The sequence below is a fragment of the Streptomyces sp. NA04227 genome (assembly GCF_013364195.1).
Lineage (GTDB): Bacteria > Actinomycetota > Actinomycetes > Streptomycetales > Streptomycetaceae > Streptomyces.
The window spans coordinates 4,387,608-4,405,681 of sequence record NZ_CP054918.1 but is presented as its reverse complement, the minus strand read 5'-3'; the positions used below and the strand labels follow the sequence as shown (position 1 = coordinate 4,405,681).

General features: G+C 71.6%; 14 protein-coding genes, 1 tRNA gene and 1 riboswitch. Of the genes, 6 read left to right on the top strand and 9 right to left on the bottom strand.

The window, feature by feature from the left end; genetic code table 11:
- Positions 1–97: 97 nt before the first annotated feature.
- On the top strand, positions 98–1,516 hold the full coding sequence (locus HUT18_RS18775) for a PrsW family glutamic-type intramembrane protease (RefSeq protein ID WP_176104632.1): 1,419 nt from the start codon (positions 98–100) through the stop codon (positions 1,514–1,516).
- Between the two features lie 112 nt (positions 1,517–1,628).
- On the opposite strand, the gene HUT18_RS18770 is transcribed toward HUT18_RS18775, so the two are convergent.
- The 3 genes from HUT18_RS18770 to HUT18_RS18760 form a co-directional block, all read right to left on the bottom strand.
- Positions 1,629–2,678: a M23 family metallopeptidase gene (locus tag HUT18_RS18770; protein ID WP_176101782.1), complete on the bottom strand. Its 1,050-nt coding sequence runs from the start codon at positions 2,676–2,678 to the stop codon at positions 1,629–1,631.
- A gap of 11 nt (positions 2,679–2,689) precedes the next feature.
- A riboswitch (cyclic di-AMP (ydaO/yuaA leader) is annotated at positions 2,690–2,834 on the bottom strand.
- Between the two features lie 222 nt (positions 2,835–3,056).
- Positions 3,057–4,184, bottom strand: coding sequence for a PP2C family protein-serine/threonine phosphatase (locus tag HUT18_RS18765; RefSeq protein WP_176104631.1), 1,128 nt, complete (start codon positions 4,182–4,184; stop codon positions 3,057–3,059).
- 331 nt (positions 4,185–4,515) lie between these two features.
- Positions 4,516–4,589: transfer RNA gene (locus tag HUT18_RS18760), tRNA-Met, on the bottom strand.
- 686 nt (positions 4,590–5,275) lie between these two features.
- On the opposite strand from HUT18_RS18760, the gene HUT18_RS18755 reads away from it, so the two are divergent.
- Both HUT18_RS18755 and HUT18_RS18750 read left to right on the top strand, forming a co-directional pair.
- Positions 5,276–6,223 (top strand): triacylglycerol lipase, encoded by a 948-nt coding sequence (locus HUT18_RS18755; protein ID WP_176101781.1) that lies wholly within the window; start codon positions 5,276–5,278, stop codon positions 6,221–6,223.
- Between the two features lie 271 nt (positions 6,224–6,494).
- Positions 6,495–7,658 carry an alpha-hydroxy-acid oxidizing protein gene (locus tag HUT18_RS18750; protein ID WP_176101780.1) on the top strand — a complete coding sequence of 388 codons (1,164 nt, stop codon included), beginning with the start codon at positions 6,495–6,497 and terminating at the stop codon, positions 7,656–7,658.
- A gap of 154 nt (positions 7,659–7,812) precedes the next feature.
- On the opposite strand, the gene HUT18_RS18745 is transcribed toward HUT18_RS18750, so the two are convergent.
- Together HUT18_RS18745 and HUT18_RS18740 are read right to left on the bottom strand one after the other, a co-directional pair.
- Positions 7,813–8,244, bottom strand: coding sequence for an SH3 domain-containing protein (locus tag HUT18_RS18745; protein WP_176101779.1), 432 nt, complete (start codon positions 8,242–8,244; stop codon positions 7,813–7,815).
- 239 nt (positions 8,245–8,483) lie between these two features.
- A complete protein-coding gene (locus HUT18_RS18740) occupies positions 8,484–10,676 on the bottom strand; it encodes an NAD-binding protein (RefSeq protein WP_176101778.1) in 2,193 nt (730 codons plus the stop codon).
- A 146-nt stretch (positions 10,677–10,822) separates the two neighbouring features.
- Here HUT18_RS18740 and HUT18_RS18735 point away from each other — a divergent pair, with 146 nt between their 5' ends.
- Positions 10,823–11,500, top strand: coding sequence for a class I SAM-dependent methyltransferase (locus HUT18_RS18735; RefSeq protein WP_176101777.1), 678 nt, complete (start codon positions 10,823–10,825; stop codon positions 11,498–11,500).
- 69 nt (positions 11,501–11,569) lie between these two features.
- Here HUT18_RS18735 and HUT18_RS18730 read toward each other — a convergent pair whose 3' ends face one another.
- Genes HUT18_RS18730 through HUT18_RS18720 form a run of 3 tightly spaced genes read right to left on the bottom strand, consistent with a single transcriptional unit; the run spans position 11,570 to position 13,848 of the window.
- Positions 11,570–12,214, bottom strand: coding sequence for a DinB family protein (locus HUT18_RS18730; protein WP_254878689.1), 645 nt, complete (start codon positions 12,212–12,214; stop codon positions 11,570–11,572).
- A complete protein-coding gene (locus tag HUT18_RS18725; protein WP_176101776.1) occupies positions 12,208–13,455 on the bottom strand; it encodes an RNA polymerase sigma factor in 1,248 nt (415 codons plus the stop codon). Before HUT18_RS18725 ends, HUT18_RS18730 begins: the two co-directional genes overlap by 7 nt.
- 39 nt (positions 13,456–13,494) lie before the next feature.
- The gene (locus HUT18_RS18720) at positions 13,495–13,848 is read right to left on the bottom strand and encodes a YciI family protein (protein ID WP_176101775.1); all 354 of its coding nucleotides are present in this window, start codon (positions 13,846–13,848) and stop codon (positions 13,495–13,497) included.
- An 801-nt stretch (positions 13,849–14,649) separates the two neighbouring features.
- Between HUT18_RS18720 and HUT18_RS18715 the strand changes: the two genes are divergently transcribed.
- Both HUT18_RS18715 and HUT18_RS18710 read left to right on the top strand, forming a co-directional pair.
- Complete coding sequence (locus tag HUT18_RS18715; protein ID WP_176101774.1) at positions 14,650–16,191, top strand: hypothetical protein; 1,542 nt, start codon at positions 14,650–14,652, stop codon at positions 16,189–16,191.
- 477 nt (positions 16,192–16,668) lie between these two features.
- Positions 16,669–17,394, top strand: a complete 726-nt coding sequence (locus HUT18_RS18710; RefSeq protein WP_176101773.1) for a DUF4232 domain-containing protein — start codon at positions 16,669–16,671, stop codon at positions 17,392–17,394.
- Positions 17,395–17,547: 153 nt separating this feature from the next.
- Here the strand turns inward: HUT18_RS18710 and HUT18_RS18705 are convergent, their stop codons facing one another.
- Positions 17,548–18,003 (bottom strand): ATP-binding protein, encoded by a 456-nt coding sequence (locus tag HUT18_RS18705; protein WP_254879048.1) that lies wholly within the window; start codon positions 18,001–18,003, stop codon positions 17,548–17,550.
- Positions 18,004–18,074 lie beyond the last annotated feature (71 nt).

Here is an 18,074-nt window from a genome sequence, read left to right as displayed (position 1 = left end):
ATCGCGCCCCCCGCCACCCCCTCGTTAGGGTCGGACCGTGGCCACTCCCCCGTACGCGCAGCCGCCGGGCGAGCCGTCCCGTACCCCGCCCGGTGCGATGTCCGGCGGGGCGGTGCGGCACGCGCGCTGGTGGCAGCGGCGGGGGGTGCGGCTGGGGGCGGCCGGGGCGGTTCTGCTGGTGTCGGGGCTGGTGATTCTGGCGCTGGTGCGCGAACAGACGGGCACCGAGGGGTTCCTGGTCGGGCTCGGGCTCGCGGTGGTGCCGGTGCCGTTGCTGTTCGCCGCGTTCCGGTGGCTGGACCGGGTGCAGCCGGGGCCCTGGCGGGACCTGGTGTTCGCCTTCGGCTGGGGCGCCGGTGCCGCCGCGCTGATCGCGATCCTGGCGAACAGTTTCGCGGCCCGCTGGATAGCCACGACCACCGCCGACCCCGAGAGTGCCGACACTCTGGCCGCCACGGTGATAGCCCCGGTGGTCGAGGAGTCGGCGAAGGCCCTGGCCGTACTCCTCGTCTTCCTGTTCCGACGACAGCACTTCACCGGGCTCGTCGACGGTGTGGTCATCGCCGGTCTCACCGCCTCCGGCTTCGCCTTCACCGAGAACATCCTCTACCTCGGCAACGCCTTCGGCACCGACCGGATCAGCGGCGACTCGGGGCTCGCCTCGGTCACCGCCGCGACCTTCTTCGTACGGATCGTGATGTCGCCGTTCGCGCATCCGCTGTTCACGGTGCTCACCGGCATCGGCTTCGGGCTCGCCGCGTTCAGCGCCGAACGGCACCGGCTGCGCCGCACCCTGCTGCCGCTCGCCGGACTGCTGCTCGCCATGGCGGTGCACGCCGGATGGAACGGCTCCGCCGCGCTCGGCCCGCTCGGCTTCTTCGCTGTCTACGCGCTGTTCATGCTGCCCGCCTTCGCCCTGCTCACCTGGCTCGCCGTCTGGCAGCGACAGCGCGAACTGCGCACCGTACGCGAGGAACTGCCCGCCTACGCCGCCGCCGGATGGCTCAGCGCCCCGGAGCCGTACGCCCTCGGCTCGATGCGCGCCCGCACCCTGGCCCGCGAGTACGCGGCGCACGCGCTCGACAAGGCGGCCGCCCGTACCGTCGCCGACTACGCGCACCGGGCCACCGCCCTGGCACTGCTGCGCAGACGCGGCCGCCGGGGCCGTGCGAACGCCGACTTCGTGACCCGGGAACGCGAACTCCTCGAAAGCCTGTGGCGCGGCCGCCGGGTCGCCGCCCCCGCCCTCGCCTACGCCGCTCACCTCACGGCCCCGCAGCCGCCGCCCGTCCCGTACCCGGCACACGGCTGGGGCCCGCACGGCCGCCCGCCGCCGGGCCTCCCGCACCGGCCGTACGCCAACTGGCCCCAGCAGCAGACCGGCCCGCACCGCCCGCCGCCCCAGCACCCCTACGCGTACCACCCGCCCGGCACCCCGGCCCCGACCCCGGCCCCGGCCCCTCCGCCGACGCACCACGCCGCGCCCAACTGGCCACCGCGACAACGGCATTGGTGACCCCGGGCGCCGTGGGGCACCGCAACGACAACGGCACCCCACGGCGTGAGTACGCCATGAGGTGCCGTGTGCCGTGTACGTGTGCTTCGGCGCATCCGCCGCAGCGGGTGTCTCAGGGGTTGAGTCCCTTGGACTGGAGCCAGCCCAGCGGGTCGATGCCGGTGCCGCCCGGGGTGTGGACCTCGACGTGCAGGTGCGGGCCGGAGGAGTTGCCGGTCGAGCCGACGCGGCCGATGACGTCGCCGGTGGTGACCTGCTGGCCGACGCTGACGCTCATCGAGGACTGGTGGCAGTACCAGATCTCGGTGCCGTCCTCGAGTTCCAGGACCGTGCGGTAGCCGTAGGCGCCGGACCAGCCGGCCTCCTTGACGGTGCCGGAGTGCACGGCCTTGACCGGGGTGCCGGTCGGGGCGGCGAAGTCGAGGCCGGTGTGGTAGCCGGAGGACCACATCGAACCGGCGTCGCCGAAGTGCGAGGTGAGGGTGTACGAGGAGGTCGGCAGCGAGTAGCTGCGGGCCAGCTTGGCCAGGCGCTCGGCCTCGGCCTTGCGGCGGGCCTCCTCCTCGGCCGCCTTCTTGGCGGCCTCGGCCTTGGCGTCGGCTTCCGCCTTCGCCTTGCTCTGCTGCTCGGCCGCCTCCTCGGCGGCCTTCTTCGCCGCGGCCTGCTCGGCGGCCTGCTGCGCGGCGCTCGCGGCGGCGTCCTCCTGCTGCTCGGCCTGCTGGAGGATGCGGTTGCGGAGGTTCTCACCGGCCTCGGGCGAGACGCCACGGGCAGCGGTGCTCAGCGGGGCCGCGGCGGCCGGGTCGGCGGCCGCTTCCTCGGAGCCGGAGACCAGCGAGCCCACGCCGGGCAGGGACTTGGCCTCGGGCAGGGAGTCGGTGACCTTCGCGACGTCCGGGACGGATATCTGCACCGCGGGCTTGCCGCCCTGTGCGGTCGCGATGCCGCCCGCGCCCACGGCGGCGATGACACCGACACCGAGGACCGTGGAGCTGCGCGCGAGGCCGCCCCGCTGCTTGATGACGCGGTGTCTGCCGCGTACCGGGCGGACGGACTCGGCGGTGGGATTCCACTCCCCGGCTTGCGGGAGGGGCTCCTCGAAGCCGTAGTCCTCGTCACTGGGCAAGTAACCGGTGCGGGTGGCAGGGCCGTTGGACGCCACGGAGGCGTGCTCCTTTCCTTCCTTCTCGCCTACCGGGTTAGCTGACGGGTTCGGAGCAGGAAGGTCTCCTACCGTCGCCCCTCGAAGGAAAGGCGACCGATTCACCCCAAAAAGGTGGTTCCCCGGCTCCCTTGCGGGATTAGGCGCATGAGCACGGAGCCGACCCTTGTGACGGCTGTGACGACCGCGCTGCGTTATCGAACGTTAATAGACCCGGACCCCGTATTCCAAGAGTTCCCCGTGATCCTTGACGTCGGCGCAAGAAATTTTGCGGACATAAGGGTGCCGCATGGGGCGAGTTGGACGCGATTTTCGCCAACTTCCCAAACCCACAATCTCCTGACGGTGTGTCAGTTGTTATTCAGTGGCATCGCCCACTCACCGAAAGTCACTCCGCGTCCCCGCCACGGAGTCGTCGGCCCCTGTGTCGTCGGGCGGCGCCGTGACCGGGCGCCGCACCGCGAGCAGCGCCATGTCGTCCGTCGCGCCGCCGTCGGTGTGCCGGACCACTTCCTTCACCAGAGTGGCCAGCAGCACGCCCGGCGCCGGGAACACCCGCCCCTCCAGACGGGACACCGGGTCGTAGAAGACGCCGTCCGCGTTGCGTGCTTCAAGGAGTCCGTCGGTGTGGAAGAGCAGGGTGGCGCCGAGCGGGAAGTCGATCTCCTGGACACGGTCGGCGCCCGCGCCGCCGAGCTCGGCCAGGCCGATCGGCAGCGCGGCCCGGTCCGCCGTGAGGACGCGCAGCCCGCCGTCGCCGTCGAGCAGCAGCGGCCCGGGGTGCCCCCGGTTGAGCAGCCGTACCACCCGGCCCTCGTGCACGATCTCGGCGAGCACGGCGGTGGTGAAGTCCTCGAAGCCGTCGATGCCGCTGCGCAGTGCGGCCTCCCGGGCCAGGGCGTGTTCCAGGCGGCGGGCCACCGCCTCCAGGGTGACCTCCTGTTCGGCGGCCTCCCGGAAGGTGCCGATGAGCACGGCCACGGTCGCCACCGCGCCCATGCCCTTGCCGCGCACATCGCCGACGATCATCCGTACGCCGTAGGGGGTGTCCTGCACCGCGTACAGGTCGCCGCCGATGAACGCGCCCTCCTGCGCCGCCTCGTAGCGCACCGCGATCTGGAGTCCGTCCAGACGCTCGGGCGGCTCCGGCAGTACGGCGCGCTGGGCGGCCTCGGCGATCTCGCGGGCCGAGGCGAGCTGCGCGCCGCCGCGCTGGACGGCCCGGTTCACCAGGAGGGAGAGGACGGAGACGGTCACCACGGTGACCACCTCGGTCCGGCCCTCGATGTTGGAGAAGTGCTCCTGGTAGTTCCGCAGGGCGAGCACGGCCGCACAGGCGAGGGCGGAGATGGCCAGGGTGCCGCGTCTGCTGTAGAGGGGGGCGGCGATCAGCGGCGCGGCCGAGAACATCGGCAGGGCGCTGTACACCGGCGGCGTGAGGGCGTCGTAGACGGTGCCGAGCACGATCAGGAGGACGGGCAGGGCGCGGACGAACAGCTGGGACATCGAGCGGCGGGGCGGGTGCACACCGGGGTCGGCGTTGGCTCCGTGGGAGACCGCGTACGGGACCCGCTCCTCGTCCCGACCGCCTGGGTTCCCCACTACGCGGCTCCCGCCGTCTCGACGACCGCGCGGCGGCCGGGCCAACAGAACACTTTCAGCGTTTCCCGGAAGCCCGGCAGAGACGACCGGGCGGGGCCCGGACGGGTGTACGGCCCGAGGCGGGCACGGCACGGCGCGACAGAGCACTGCACGGCACCGCGATGCGGTGCACCGCACGGCACGAAAAACACCGAGGGCCGGAATCCGTTTCCGGGTTCCGGCCCTCGGCCTTCAGTAGCGGGGACAGGATTTGAACCTGCGACCTCTGGGTTATGAGCCCAGCGAGCTACCGAGCTGCTCCACCCCGCGTCGTTGAAATGAAGTCTACGCCATCAAAGGGGGTGCCTCGTACCGATTAACGAGCGGCGGCGTCCGGAGCCCGTTCGGAGTCCGTTCGGAGCCCGTGCGGAGCGCCACGGCCGGGCCCGGAAGAAGGTGTCCCGGGAGCCCCGTCGGCCGGTGTCCCGAGAGCCCGTCGGCCGGTGGCACGCACCCCCTCGGATCGGCGCGAGCGCAGTGGGGAGTGCGAGCCGGAGTGCGCGCCGCACACGCCGTGTGAAGTCCGCACACGCATCACCGCGCGCACGCACCCTTCCCCGCGCCGCCGAACACGCTTGAACTGGATGAGCACCGTGCGGGAAGACGGACCCGCGCGGAAGGGGGCCGTCGGCCACCCCCTGCCCTCGGCCGGCGGTCCCCGGGAGGGTCCCTCCCTCTCCGGTGCCGTCGTCGGCACTCACCGCCGCCGACACCCGCCGTCGACACGCACCGCCGACCCGAGTACGAGGTCCCGCTCTTGTGGACGGTCACAAACCCCGCCGAAAACTCTGGAGGCCGAACCAAAGCCCTTTCCGGCGCGTCGGCGCAGTCTGGTGTCGGCCGGACCACGGGGGTTGTGCGGAGTACACGCGAAGTACAGGACGCGTGCACTGCGCCCCCGGCCCGGTGGGAGTGCCCCCTCAGGTACTCCGAAGCCGACCGAAGGACCTCTCGCCATGAGCCGCATCACCTCGCTCGCCTGCCGTCTCGCCGCAGCCGGTGTGGCCCTGGCCGCCACCGGTGCGCTGACCACCGGCACGGCACAGGCCACCGAACAGCCACAGCAGTACCCCGTCGGCGGGGTGGGCACGGCGCTGCTGAACTACGCGCTGACACCCGACAAGGTCGCCGGCGCCAACGACTGGAACTGCAAGCCGAGCGACGAGCACCGCAAGCCGGTGGTCCTGGTGCACGGCACCTTCTTCAACACGGGCGCCAACTGGGTCGCGCTCTCCCCCATGCTCGCCAATAAGGGCTACTGCGTCTTCGCCTTCAACTACGGCATGCACCCCCTGTCCCTGAACCGCGTGGGCGGTCTGAAGTCGGTCGCCGACTCCGGCAAGCAGATGCGGGCCTTCGTCGACAAGGTGCTCGCGGCCACCGGGGCGAAGGAGGTCGACGTGGTCGGCCACTCGCAGGGCGGCCTGGTCGCGAACTACTACCTCAAGCGGCTCGGCGGGGCCGACAAGGTCGACGTCAACATCGGCATGGCGCCCAGCAACCACGGCACCGACGTGAGCGGTCTGGTCACCCTCGCCGAGAAGCTGCGCCTGCTCGGCTTCGCCACCGGGCTGCTCGACTTCGCGGAGATGCGGGGCCTGACCGACCAGGCCGTGGACTCCGACTTCCAGAAGGACCTCTTCGGCGACGGCGACACGGTCCCGGGCGTGCGCTACGTCGTCCTGTCCACCGAGCGCGACTGGGTCACCACCCCGTACACGAACAACTTCCTCAAGGGCGACAAGGTCGAGAACATCACCATCCAGGACCAGTGCCCGAGCGACCCGGTCTCGCACATCGGCCTGTTCAACGACAGCCCGACCCTGCAGAACGTACTGAACGAACTCGGCCCGGACGTAAAGGACTTCAAGGCCGAGTGCAAGGACTACGGGCTGCCCCTCTGAGCAGCCACGCGGGTTCGCCCGTCGAACGGGCGTCGCGCCAGGGCCCGTTCACCCGGCTCCCCGCGGGTGAACGGATCCTGCGCGAACGCCTGTGCCCTGCGGGATTCCTGCGAATCCTGGCGTGCCGCCCTCCGCTCCGGATCCTTGACCCGGCAAGGTACCGGCACACAGACACCTACGGACACAACGAGAGCAGCGCACGGCCCGCGCGGTCCGGACAACAGCGGACGGACTCGGCGCCACACCGCGGGCGGGCGGCGGAGGCGGGTCGATGAGCCAGTTCGGCGACTACCAGCAGGAGATCTACCTGAACGGCCTCGGCGGCGTACAGCCGTCGTTCCCGTTCACCCACGCCGAGCTGGAGTCCGCGGCGGAGGCGGTGCTGCCGCGCTCGGTCTGGTCCTACGTGGCGGGCGGCGCCGGTGACGAGTTCACCCAGCGCGCCAACGTACGGGCCTTTGAACGCTGGGGCCTGGTCCCGCGGATGTTCGTGGGCGCGGCCCAACGCGATCTGTCCGTCGACCTGTTCGGCCTGCGGATGCCTTCGCCGCTGTTCCTGGCGCCGATCGGCGTGATCGGGCTGTGCGCACAGGACGGGCACGGCGACGTGGCCACCGCGCGGGCGTCCGAGCTGACCGGAGTACCGATGGTCGCCTCCACGCTCTCGGTGGACCCGATGGAACGGGTCGCCGAGGAACTCGTGGACACCCCCGGCTTCTTCCAGCTCTACACGCCCACCGACAAGGACCTCGCGGAGAACCTGGTGCGGCGGGCCGAACTCGCCGGGTTCCGGGGCATCGTGGTCACCCTGGACACGTGGATCACCGGCTGGCGCCCACGCGACCTGAGCACCTCCAACTTCCCCCAGCTGCGCGGCCACTGCCTGGCCAACTACACGGCCGACCCGGTGTTCCGCGCCCTGCTCGCCCGCAGCCCCGAGGAGGACCCGGGCGCCGCGATCCTGCACTGGACCCAGCTCTTCGGCAATCCGCTCACCTGGGACGACCTGCCCTGGCTGCGCTCGCTCACGGCGCTCCCGCTGATCGTGAAGGGCATCTGCCACCCCGAGGACGTCCGCCGCGCCAAGGACCTCGGCGTGGACGGCATCTACTGCTCCAACCACGGCGGCCGCCAGGCCAACGGCGGACTGCCCGCCCTCGACGTACTGCCCGAGGTGGTCGCCGCGGCCGACGGCATGCCGGTCCTGTTCGACTCGGGCGTGCGCACCGGCGCGGACGTCATCAAGGCCCTCGCGCTGGGCGCCACCGCCGTCGGCATCGGCCGCCCGTACGCCTACGGTCTCGCCCTCGGCGGCGTCGACGGAGTGGTCCACGTACTGCGTTCGCTGCTCGCGGAGGCGGACCTGATCATGGCGGTGGACGGCTATCCGACCCTGGCGGACCTCACGGCGGAGGCGCTGCGACGCGTGAGTTGAGCCTCCGCGACGGCGGGCCGGGCCGGGACGTGGGCACCGAAACGGCTGAGCCCCGGCAGGGAACGGCTGGGCCCCCGGCCGGGGGAGTGCGACCCCGGCCGGGGGCCCGTCGGTGGGCGCCGCGCGTGCGGCGGCGCGTACCCGTGCGTACCTGTCAGCCGTCGGCGCCCGGCAGCGCGCTGCGGCTGCTCGGGTACACGTCCTTGCAGTACTGCACGTAGCCGGTGACGTGGACGTAGCGGCCCGAGATCCACACATGGCGCTTGTCACGCAGCTGGTACCAGATGCTGTTGCCCTCGATGTTCTGGGCACGCACCTTGCACAGCACGCCGACCTTGGTGCCGTACTTCAGAACGCCCTTCACCGAGGAGTCGGTGGAGGGGTACTGACGGATGTTCAGGCCCGCGCGCGTGGTGACGGTGACGTACGGCCTGGCCGGAGCCGCGAGGGTCTGGCTTCCGTAGCCGGGGTCGGCGGCCTGGGCACTGGTCCCGATACCGGCCGCTCCGACAGCCGTGGCCGCCGCAAGGCTGCCCGCCGCGAAGATCCGCGCACTGCGCGCCGCGAGTTCGGCGACTGGGTTCATGGGTGCTCCTTCTGCTCACACTGCTCACAGTGACGTCACATTCGACGCAAAAAGGACACTATGACGAGTGAACGTCGCCATCGTGTTGACCCGCTGCCGCGTCACGCGACCGGGCGTGAAGTGGGGCCGGGTGGCCGGGGGGTTGAGGGCGACCGAGGAGCGACCAAGGGGCGACCAAGGGACGGTCGAGAGGCGGTCAGGGAGCGGTCGACGAGCGAACCGCCGCGCGGGCGAGCCCCTCAGGGGTGGCGGCGCAACAGTTCGGCGAGGCCCTGACGGGTGGCGACCAGCAGGACACGGTCCCCGGCGTCGAGTACGTACGAGGGGTCGGGCGCCCAGAACGGCCCGCCGCCGTTGCCGTTACGGTCCCGGCCGCCGTCCCGGCCGCCTGGGTTGCCTCTTTCGCTGCCGTTGCCTCTTTCGCCTCTGCCGCCCCTGCCGCCTCTGCTCTCGCCCGGGTCCAGGGCGAGCACCCGCCACCGCTCCGGACGGAAGGCCTCGGCGAAGGTCCTGCCCTCCAGGAGGGGATGCCCGGCGACGTCCACGGCGGCGAACAGGAGCACACTGCGCTCGACCGGTATGGCGCCGATGATCTGACGGCCCATCATCGCCCCGGCGAAGGCGGGCGCGGCGAGCGTGGTGACGCTGCGGCTGCGGGTGAGCGCGCGCGGGTGGGCGGCGCGCAGGGTGCGGAAGACGGCCGAGGCGAAGGCGTCGTCGTACAGGCGCAGTGAGACCCGCAGATCGGCCTTGACCGAGCGGGCGTACAGGGCCGCTTCGAGGTTGGTGGTGTCGCTGCTGGTCAGGGCGAGGAGGGCATCGGCGCGGCCGATCTTCGCGGCCTCCAGTACGCCCTCCTGGGTCACGTCGCCGATGATCGTCGGCACCCGCAGCCGCCGCGCCAGTGCGACGCCGCGCGCCTCGGGGTCCGCCTCCACGCACACCACGGGGATGCCGAGTTCACGCAGCCGGGCCAGTACGCGGGTGCCGACCTTGCCGAGCCCGAGCAGCACCACATGACCGGACAGGCCGCGCGGCGGGCGGCGCAGGGCGGAGGCGCTGCGGAAGGTGCCGAGCGCCTCGAAGACGGCGGCGAGCAGGACCGGCATCAGGAGCAGTCCGGCCAGTCCCGACAGGAGTTGCAGGCTCTGGCGTGCGGTGGACTCACCGAGGGCGGGGTCGCCCATCGCGAACAGGTCGAGCAGGGTCAGATAGCCCGCGTGCAGCGGATGGTCCCCGGTGGTCAGCCAGGAGATGACGGCCAGGGCGAGGACACAGAGCAGCAGCACGGCGAGCGACCAGCGCAGCCGCTGCGAGAACAGCGTCCTGATCGGCACCCGCCGCCCGGCGAGCCGCCCCGGCCCCGGCGCACTGCCCGGCGCGTACGCGAGCCCTTCGAGCACCACCCGGGCCCGGCCCTCGGCCGCCACCACCGTCTCGTCGTCGGGCAGCAGCCGTGGCCCGACCGGCGCACTCGTGTCGAACCAACTGTCCACGCCCGCCGTGTCGTTGGGGGTCGGTGCGAGCAGGGCGAGGGTGACCACACCGGGCTCGACCCCGGTCCCGGCGGCGGGCGCCGGACGCTCCACGGCACGGAACATCAGCCCCGCCCGCTGGATCACCTTGGTCGTCCCCGCGACCACGGTCGCCGCCAGCGCGGGCGCGGCGGTGTCCGCGTCCGACAGGACGGTGGTGGAGGCGTCGATACGGGCGCTGATGTCGGCATCGATACGTGCGCTGGTGGCGGCGTCGATACGGGCTGGGCCGTGCTGGGTGCGGTCGCGTCCGGGACCTTCCTCGCGCTGCCCCGCGCCGCCGCCGTCGCGCGCCCCCGTGCCGCCACCGCCGTCGCGCGCCCCCGCACCGCCGCCGCCGTCCGCCCGGCGCGGCCCTGGCAGCCTCTCCCCCGCCTCCTGGAGGAAGCTGATCACGGCGGCCTGGTCGAGCAGCTTCTCCAGGTGCTGGCCGAGCTTGCGGTTGTAGAGCCGAATCACCAGCCGTACGCGGGAGTTGAGCCGTCGGGCGGCGAGCGCGGCGCGGATGTTGGTCTCGTCGTCGTCATAGACGAGGGCCACCGCACTGGCCCTGGCGACCCCGGCCTCGCTGAGGATCTCCCCGTCCGGCTCGGCGGCTTCGAGCACCCGCAACTCGCCCATGCCGTCGCCCTCTTGGGCTCCCCCGGTGTCCCGCGCCTCCCGCCCGTCGCGCCCGTCCCGCCCGTCCCGGAACTCCTGCCCCGCTGCGGCGGTCCGGCTCACGACCGTCTGCATACGGCTGAACCAGGCGGCGGCCCGTGCGCGGCCGGAGCCCCGGGTCTCGGGGCCGGTACGCGGCCGGGTCAGGGGGACGACGACGGTGACCTGCTCGCCGTAGACCTTGCGCAGTTCCTGGGCGAGCCGTTCGGCGAGCGCGTCGTCCCCACAGACGATCATGTGGCCGTCCTGCGGTGCGCGGGCGGGCTGTCTCGGCTGAGTGGGCACAGTCATTCCGACGGTCGGGGCCGCGGGGACGGTTCCCGCGCACGCACGCTCGGAGCGCCAACTCCCCGCCGGCGCGGTCCTGTTGCATCCTTTCCGACATGGACGATCAGCACGCCGACTCTCCGGCTTCCTCCAGCCCGCCGGCCTCCAACACCGCCTCCGTGCGCCGGAGTTACGACACCGTCGCCGAGGAGTACGCGACCCGGCTGCACGACGAGCTGGCCGGGAAGCCGCTGGACCGCGCGCTGCTCGCCGCGCTCCTGGAACAGCGGGAGCCGGGCACCGCCGTCGCCGACCTGGGTTGCGGTCCGGGACATGTGGCGGCCTGGCTCGCCGGGAAGGGTGTGCACGCGGTCGGCATCGACCTGTCCGCGGGCATGGTCGCGGCGGGACGTCGCCGGTTCGCGCAGGTCGAGTTCCGCGAGGGCGATCTGCTCGAACTACCCGCCGGGGACGGCGAGTTCGGTGCCGCCGTCGCCCTGTACACGTGGATCCACCTCGACCCGGGCGACCTGCGCCGCGCCTGCGAGGAGGCCCGGCGGGTACTGCGCCCCGGCGGCCTGCTGCTCGTCGCCTTCCACGTCGGTACGGAGGTCCGGCACCTGGACGAGTGGTGGGGCCACGAGGTGGACCTCGACTTCCGCTTCCTCGACCCCGGGCACCTCGCCGGACTCCTCGAAGAGACCGGCTTCACCGTGGAGATGCGTATGGAGCGGGCCCACTACCCCCACGAGGCGGAGACCCGCCGGGCCTACCTGCTGGCCCGTCGCGGCTGATCACGCACCGCACCGTAGGTGTACGACCCAACCCGCCGACGGGCAGACCTACTTGATGGCCACGATGAGTCAACTGCGGCTGAGCGGCGCGCCGTTCCAGCGCCAGTTCGTCCGGCGGGGGCGACCGGGAGTCTCCATCCGTCCGGTGGCCCACAGAAGGGTCGACCATGGAGTGTCGACGACAGGGACGTCGGGGAACAGGCGCGCCAGGACCCGCTCGCTCAGTTCCTGGGAGGGCTCCCAGGGGCGGTGCAGTCCCTGGGTGATGTCGTGGGTGTGGACCAGGGTCTCGACGACGCCCATCGCCGCGAAGCCCTCCGGGTCGGAGGCGCCGAAAACGTGGGGGGCCAAGGTGGTCGCGGCCGTGGCGTCGACGACGGTCGCGAGGAGTCCGCCGCATGCCTCGACAACGGTCAGGAGTCCCTCGGGCCCTGCCTCGTGATCCCCGAAGACGACATTGCCCGGGCCGCCCGGACGATCACAGGAAACGCGCAGCGGGACACGTGGCACGGCGTTGGGCCGCGCGAGCCCGAACCGCAGCGCGTACGTGAGCAGATCGTCCGCGAGGTGTTCGAGCGTTTCCCAGCACGTCCACTCCAACTCACCGGCCCGGTCGTGCCATTGGGCGGCCGGGACACCATCGAGGACAGTGACGCAGGCGGTGACGGCCTGCCGCACATGGTCCCCGTTCACCGGCATGTGGCCGCTCAGCACCCGGCCCCCAACTCCTTCAGCCGCGCCTCCAGAAACTCCCGCTCGACCGCGTTCTCCGTACGGGAAAGGGCCTCGTGGTAGGAGGCCAGGGCCTCGTCGAGACGGTGCAGGCGGCGCAGGAAGTCGGCGCGGGCGGCGGCGAAGTAGTGGTATTGCGCCAACTTAGGTTCGCTGGCGAGCTCGTCGAGGGCTTCGAGGCCCGCGGCCGGGCCGAGGGCCTGGCCGATGGCGATGGCGCGGTTCAGGGCCACCACCGGCGAGGGCCAGGCGAGCAGCAGCGCGTCGTACAGACCGACGATCTGCCGCCAGTCGGTGTCCTCCCACCGTCCGGCCTGCGCGTGCACGGCCGCGATCGCCGCCATCAGCGCGTACCGGTTCGGCGGCCGGTGGCGCATCGCGGAGGTGACCAGTCTGCGGCCCTCGCCGATCTGGGTGGTGTCCCAGAGGGTGCGGTCCTGCTCGGAGAGCGGGATCAGCGCGCCGTCGGGGCGGGTACGGGTGTAGCGACGCGCGTCGATCAGCAGGATCAGCGCGAGCAGGCCCGCGGGACCGGACTCGGCGGGCAGCAACTGGTGCAGTATGCGGGCCAGATGGGTGGCGCGCGAGACCAGGTCGCGGCGCTGGAGCTGGTCGCCGGAGGGTGCCGTGTGCCCGGTGCTGAAGATCAGGTGGACCACGTCGAGGACGGCGTCGACGCGGGCGGGCAGTTCCTCGGGCTCCGGCTCCCGGTACGGGATCCGGGCGGCCTTGATCTTCTTCTTGCCGCGCGTGATGCGGGCCGCCATGGCCTGCTCGGAGACCAGCAGCGCACGGGCCACCTCGGCCGTCGACAGGCCGCACACCAGGCGCAGGGTGAGGCCGACCCGGGTGTCCACGTCGAGCAGCGGGTGGCAGCAGATGAAGATGATCCGCAGCCGGTCGTCGGGGATGTCCTGGTCGGCGATGGCCTGGTCGGCGGCCGGGGCCGTCTCCTCCTCCGCGAGCAGCGGAAGCTTGCCGCGCAGGGTGTCGTGACGGCGGATCACGTCCACCGCGCGGCGCCGGGCGACGAGGGTCAGCCAGGCCTCGGGCCGCTCGGGGATGCCCTGGCTCACCCACTGCGTGAGCGCCTGGGTGTACGCCTCCTGTACGCATTCCTCGGCCAGATCGAGGTCACGCGTGATGCGCAGGGTGGCGCCGAGCACGAAACCCCACTGCCTGCGGTGCGCCTCGGCGACCGCGGCTGCGACGGCGGCGTCCATCAGGCGCTTCGTCGGTACGGGACGAAGCCGGGGGCGTGGTCAGGCATGCGGGCAGGCGTCTTGGGGCAGGGCGCGGATCGGGCGGACCTCGACGCCGCCGTGCGGCACCGGGATCTGCTGGGCGATCTCGACGGCCCGGCCCAAGTCCTCGGCCTCGATGAGGAAGTAGCCCGCGACGACTTCCTTGGACTCGATGAAGGCCCCGTCGGTGACGCTCACCCCGCCGTCGGGCTCGCGACGGACGGAGCGGGCCGAGGGGCTCGTGTGCAGGCGCTGGCCGCGCTGTACATGGGAGGCGTTTTTCGCCATGAATTCCTGGAACTTGCCCACGAGCGCGGCATCGGTCGCCGGATCCATCTCGGCAGTGCGCGCTTCATCCTCGTAGATGAGCACTAGGTACTCCGCCACCGCCCCATGCCCTCCCTCTTCACGCCCGCCACCGCTTGGCGCCGGTGCGGTTCTGCACTGTTCACGACGTCGAAGGCGTTCGCCGGTCAGGCACTCGAGGTCTTCGCTGCGCCACCCGGCTTCCGTACATGATCATTCATGGTCATGTGGAACGCTACAGCGTTCCCCGGTCGCTGTCGACGGCCCGGAACGGCAGGACAGTTGGCACATAGTCGCCCCCTGTAGCCCCCGACGTACGAACGGTTGCAATCGATGCTCTGTGCAGCGATGTTCGTTGAAGCTCGTTCGTCACCCGCCGGTAACACGGAGGCGGCCTCAACTGTCCTGAAACCAAGGGTCGGTGGCCGTCAAAGCGATGCGTTCCGGCCTGTGCGACCGAAAACGGAAGGGCGCGCGGCGCGGTTCGCGGACGGGCATCGCAAACCGCGCGCCACCCTTCGTTCAGTCACCTGCCGCCAAGTCGCCCGCCTGCGGATCGCCGGATCTCGCCGACCGTGACCATCCCCACACCGCCCGTATCTGTCCGCAAATCCGTCGCCCTGGGTGCGTCCGCCCGCACAGAATGCACATATGAACGGCGACCCATCACGCCCGCGAGCGGACCGCGAGGAATCCGGCCGCGAGGGCACCCGTCGGGAGGGTGACAACCGACCCGACGTTTCCTCTCTTTTACGGGTGATCCGGACAACTTCTCGACATTCTCTGGGCAGTTGTCGATCCGGGGTCCCGCTCGTTCGACAGAGTGATGAAGGGCCTCGCGAGGAGGCCACAGCCTACGGGGGCGCAGTGACGAGCTCAGCCAAGGTCATGGTCCGGATCGGAACTGGTAACACAGGCAACACGAGCAACATCCAGCACGAGGCACACGACGCGCACACCACACAGAACAACCGCTACGCCGTATACAACCGCTACGACGAGTTCGACGAGCTGATCGGAGTCCGCTTCCCGCAGGGGCTCGCGTCCGCACCGCTGTACCGGCACACGGCACAGCCCCACCGCGGGACACGTCCGGAGACAGCGGCGGGGGCCGCCTCCGGACAGCGTGCCGCCGGCTCGGACGGGTCCGACGGCGCCGTACCGTCCGAGGAGCCCGCTCCTGCGGAGTCCGCCGCGACACTCGCCGGACGCAAGGCCCTCACCAACGCCTACGCCACCAGCTACGCCCAGGGGGACAAGCAGGAGAAGACACGCATCCTGGACGAGGTGTGCGCGGCGACCGGCTGGCACCGCAGCCACGCCCGCAAGGCCCTGCTGAACGCCGCCCGGCCCAAGCTCGCCGCGTCCCCGCAGGGCAGGTACACCAAGTACGACACCGAGGTGGTCGCCGCCCTGATGCTGTGCTGGACCATCCTGGACCGCCCGGCGGGCAAACGCCTCGCGCCGATGCTCCCGGAGCTCGTCCCGGTACTGCGCCGCCACCACGAGCTGTCCATCGACGACCAGACCGCCGAGCTGCTGATGGGCATGTCCGCGGCGACCATCTGCCGTCGCCTGGCACCGCACCGTCAGTCCGCGGGCACCGCACCGCGCCTGAGGCCCGGCTCCCGGCTGCGCAACGAACTCCCGCTCGTCACCTGGACGGAGTGGGACCACAGCCGCCCCGGCTTCTTCGAGATCGCGGTCGTCAGCCATGACGGGGGCCGCAGCGACGACGGGGGCCTGCGGACCGTGGCCGCCACCGACATCGCCACCGGCTGGACCGAGAACCGCACGGTCCGCGGCATCGCCCAGATCCCGCTGGCCCTCGACCAGATCGCCCGCAGCCTGCCCTTCCCGATCCTCGGCCTGGACTGCGGCAGCCACGGCACCCTGACCGACGAGGTCCTGCTCGGCTGGTGCCAGCAGCGCCGGGTGACCTTCACCCACGCCCGCCCGGCCGGACGCGGCAGCCACCACGTCGGCCAGAAGAACTGGAGCATGCTGCACGCCCTCGCGGGCGAGTACCGCTACGAGACCCCCGGCGAGCTCGCCCTCCTCAACGAGATCTGGACGGCCCTGTCCCGGCTCACCAACTTCTACTACCCGCAACAGCACTCACTGCCCGGCGGCAAGCAGGACGGCCGCCGCCGCAAGGAGTACGAGACGGCCACCCCGTACCGCCGCACCGACCGGCACGACAGCGTGACCCCGGAGGACAAGGCGATCCTGGCCGACGTCTACCCCTGCCTCAACCCGGCCGAACTGCACCGCAGGATCACGGCGTTGGCGGACCGGCTGCGGTTGATCGCCCAGAGCAGGGCGACGACGTTGCTGCACCGGCCGGGACACGGGTTCACGGCCACGGGTCGGGAGGAGCGGGAGGAGCGGGCGGAGTTGGCGTCGTGAGGTAGACGGCACGACGCTTGTGTGAGGGAACGGCTCGCCCCCGTGGACGTCTTCGCCCCGGGGGGCGGGCCGTTCCCTTTTCCCCGTTCCGCCTTCGTCCGCCCTTAGTCCCCGTTCGGTTCCGCTTCCTTCGGCCCACAGGGCCCGATCCGGCGCCCACCGCCTCGCGTTCGCGGCCTGCCGCCCTTTCGTCCCGTCCCAGAACAGCGTTCCAGGGGTGGGTAGTTCACGCAGGTCAGGGGCTGTTTCCGCGTTCCACCGTCCCTTCTTCCCGTAGATCATTGCGGGGCGGGCCGCCGAGCGGCGAACGTGGTTCTCGCCGCCAGGGCAGGTGCCCCGCACCACCTCCGGCACCAGCAGACTGATGAACAGACCACGGATCCACACACCGATCCACCCGAACGTTCCATACGCCCGATCCACACGACCGATCACTGCGACCGATCACCGCGATCGTCACCACGGGGGAGCCCACCCATGCGCAAGAACCTCATCCGCACGTCCACCCTGGCCGCCATGGCGATGGCCGCGGTCCTGTCGCTGAGCGCCTGCGACGGGGACGACAAGGACAACTCCGGCCAGGCCCCGTCCTCGCCCGCCGCCGAGCAGTCCCCGGGTACGGGAGAGGGCACCAACGGCGGCTCGGGCGGCAGCACCGGCGGCTCCGGCTCCGAGGGCACCTCGGCGGGCTCGGGTAACGGCGGCTCGACGGGCGGCAGTTCGTCCGGCAACGGCGGCTCCGAGGGCGACGGCGCCGGCGAGGGGTCCGGCGACAAGGACGGCTACGGCCAGTCCTGCGGCACCAACGACCTCGACTGGAACGCCAGCGACGAGACCCAGGCGGGCGGCTACATCCTCATCTCGGTGAAGGCCAAGGAGGGCATCACCTGCTGGCTGCCGGGCGAGTACCCGGTGGTCGCCTTCGGCTCGGACGGCACCGAAGCCGCCCCGCTGGAGCACTCGGTCGGCGAGCCGATGAAGCTGACCGGCGACGCGATGGCCTACGCCGGGGTCAACCCCAAGACCACCAATGACAACAACGGCAAGGAACTGTCCGAAATCATCGTCAAGGCGAGCATGGACGACACGACGGACCCGATCAGCCTGAGCGTCGGCGCCTTCACGGTCGACAAGCCGGTCGTCACCAACTGGCACACGGCTCCCGCCGACGCGGTTCCGGGGGACAGCGGCACCACGAGCTGACCTCCCAGGGGACTGGCCTCCCAGGGGGAGGTGAAGGGCTCCACCTTCGGAGGGGGGAGGTGGGGAGGCGGCGGCCCGTATGGGGGTTCGCACGCCGGGGGTGCCTCGGGTCGCGGTTGCGGGCCGGGGCACCCTTCGTCCGTCTGAACCCCGTCACGTGCGCCCACCGACCCGCGCCGCTGCCACCTCCGCCCAGACCGCCTTGCCGAACGGGATGTCGTACGTACCCCACCGCCCGGGACACAGGGCGTCCAGGATGATCAGGCCCCGCCCGCGCTGCCGCTCGTCGGATGCGGGCCGGATGCGGGGGCGGCGTCGTACGGGGTCGTGCACCTCGACGCGGGTGCGTGTGGCGTCGGCGTCGAGGACTACGCGGACCGAGTCGCCGGGTTCGGTGCCGTAGCGGATGGCGTTGGTGACTAGTTCGCTGGTGATCAGGACGACGGTGTCGATGTGGTCCGGGTCGGCAAGGCGGGCATCGCAGGTGAGGCCGTCTCGTACGAACGCGCGTGCCCTGCGCACTGATTCGGGGACGCCTGCCAGTAACAGCACGGTCGGCAGGGCGCCTTGCCGTGCACGCTGCCGCTCGCGCTGTCCCACGGTTTGGATTCGGTTGTCTGCCACCGTCTCTCCAAGTCGGGCTTGTTCATGGGCTGTTGGACCAACGGAACGCTTCGCAT

Coding starts and splice junctions, on each gene's coding strand:
- HUT18_RS18750 (WP_176101780.1), top strand. CDS start 6,495: ATGAGCCAGTTCGGCGACTACCAGCAGGAGATCTACCTGAACGGCCTC.
- HUT18_RS18735 (WP_176101777.1), top strand. CDS start 10,823: ATGGACGATCAGCACGCCGACTCTCCGGCTTCCTCCAGCCCGCCGGCC.
- HUT18_RS18745 (WP_176101779.1), bottom strand. CDS start 8,244: ATGAACCCAGTCGCCGAACTCGCGGCGCGCAGTGCGCGGATCTTCGCG.
- HUT18_RS18755 (WP_176101781.1), top strand. CDS start 5,276: ATGAGCCGCATCACCTCGCTCGCCTGCCGTCTCGCCGCAGCCGGTGTG.
- HUT18_RS18710 (WP_176101773.1), top strand. CDS start 16,669: ATGCGCAAGAACCTCATCCGCACGTCCACCCTGGCCGCCATGGCGATG.
- HUT18_RS18775 (WP_176104632.1), top strand. CDS start 98: ATGTCCGGCGGGGCGGTGCGGCACGCGCGCTGGTGGCAGCGGCGGGGG.
- HUT18_RS18725 (WP_176101776.1), bottom strand. CDS start 13,455: ATGGACGCCGCCGTCGCAGCCGCGGTCGCCGAGGCGCACCGCAGGCAG.
- HUT18_RS18765 (WP_176104631.1), bottom strand. CDS start 4,184: ATGTCCCAGCTGTTCGTCCGCGCCCTGCCCGTCCTCCTGATCGTGCTC.
- HUT18_RS18740 (WP_176101778.1), bottom strand. CDS start 10,676: ATGATCGTCTGTGGGGACGACGCGCTCGCCGAACGGCTCGCCCAGGAA.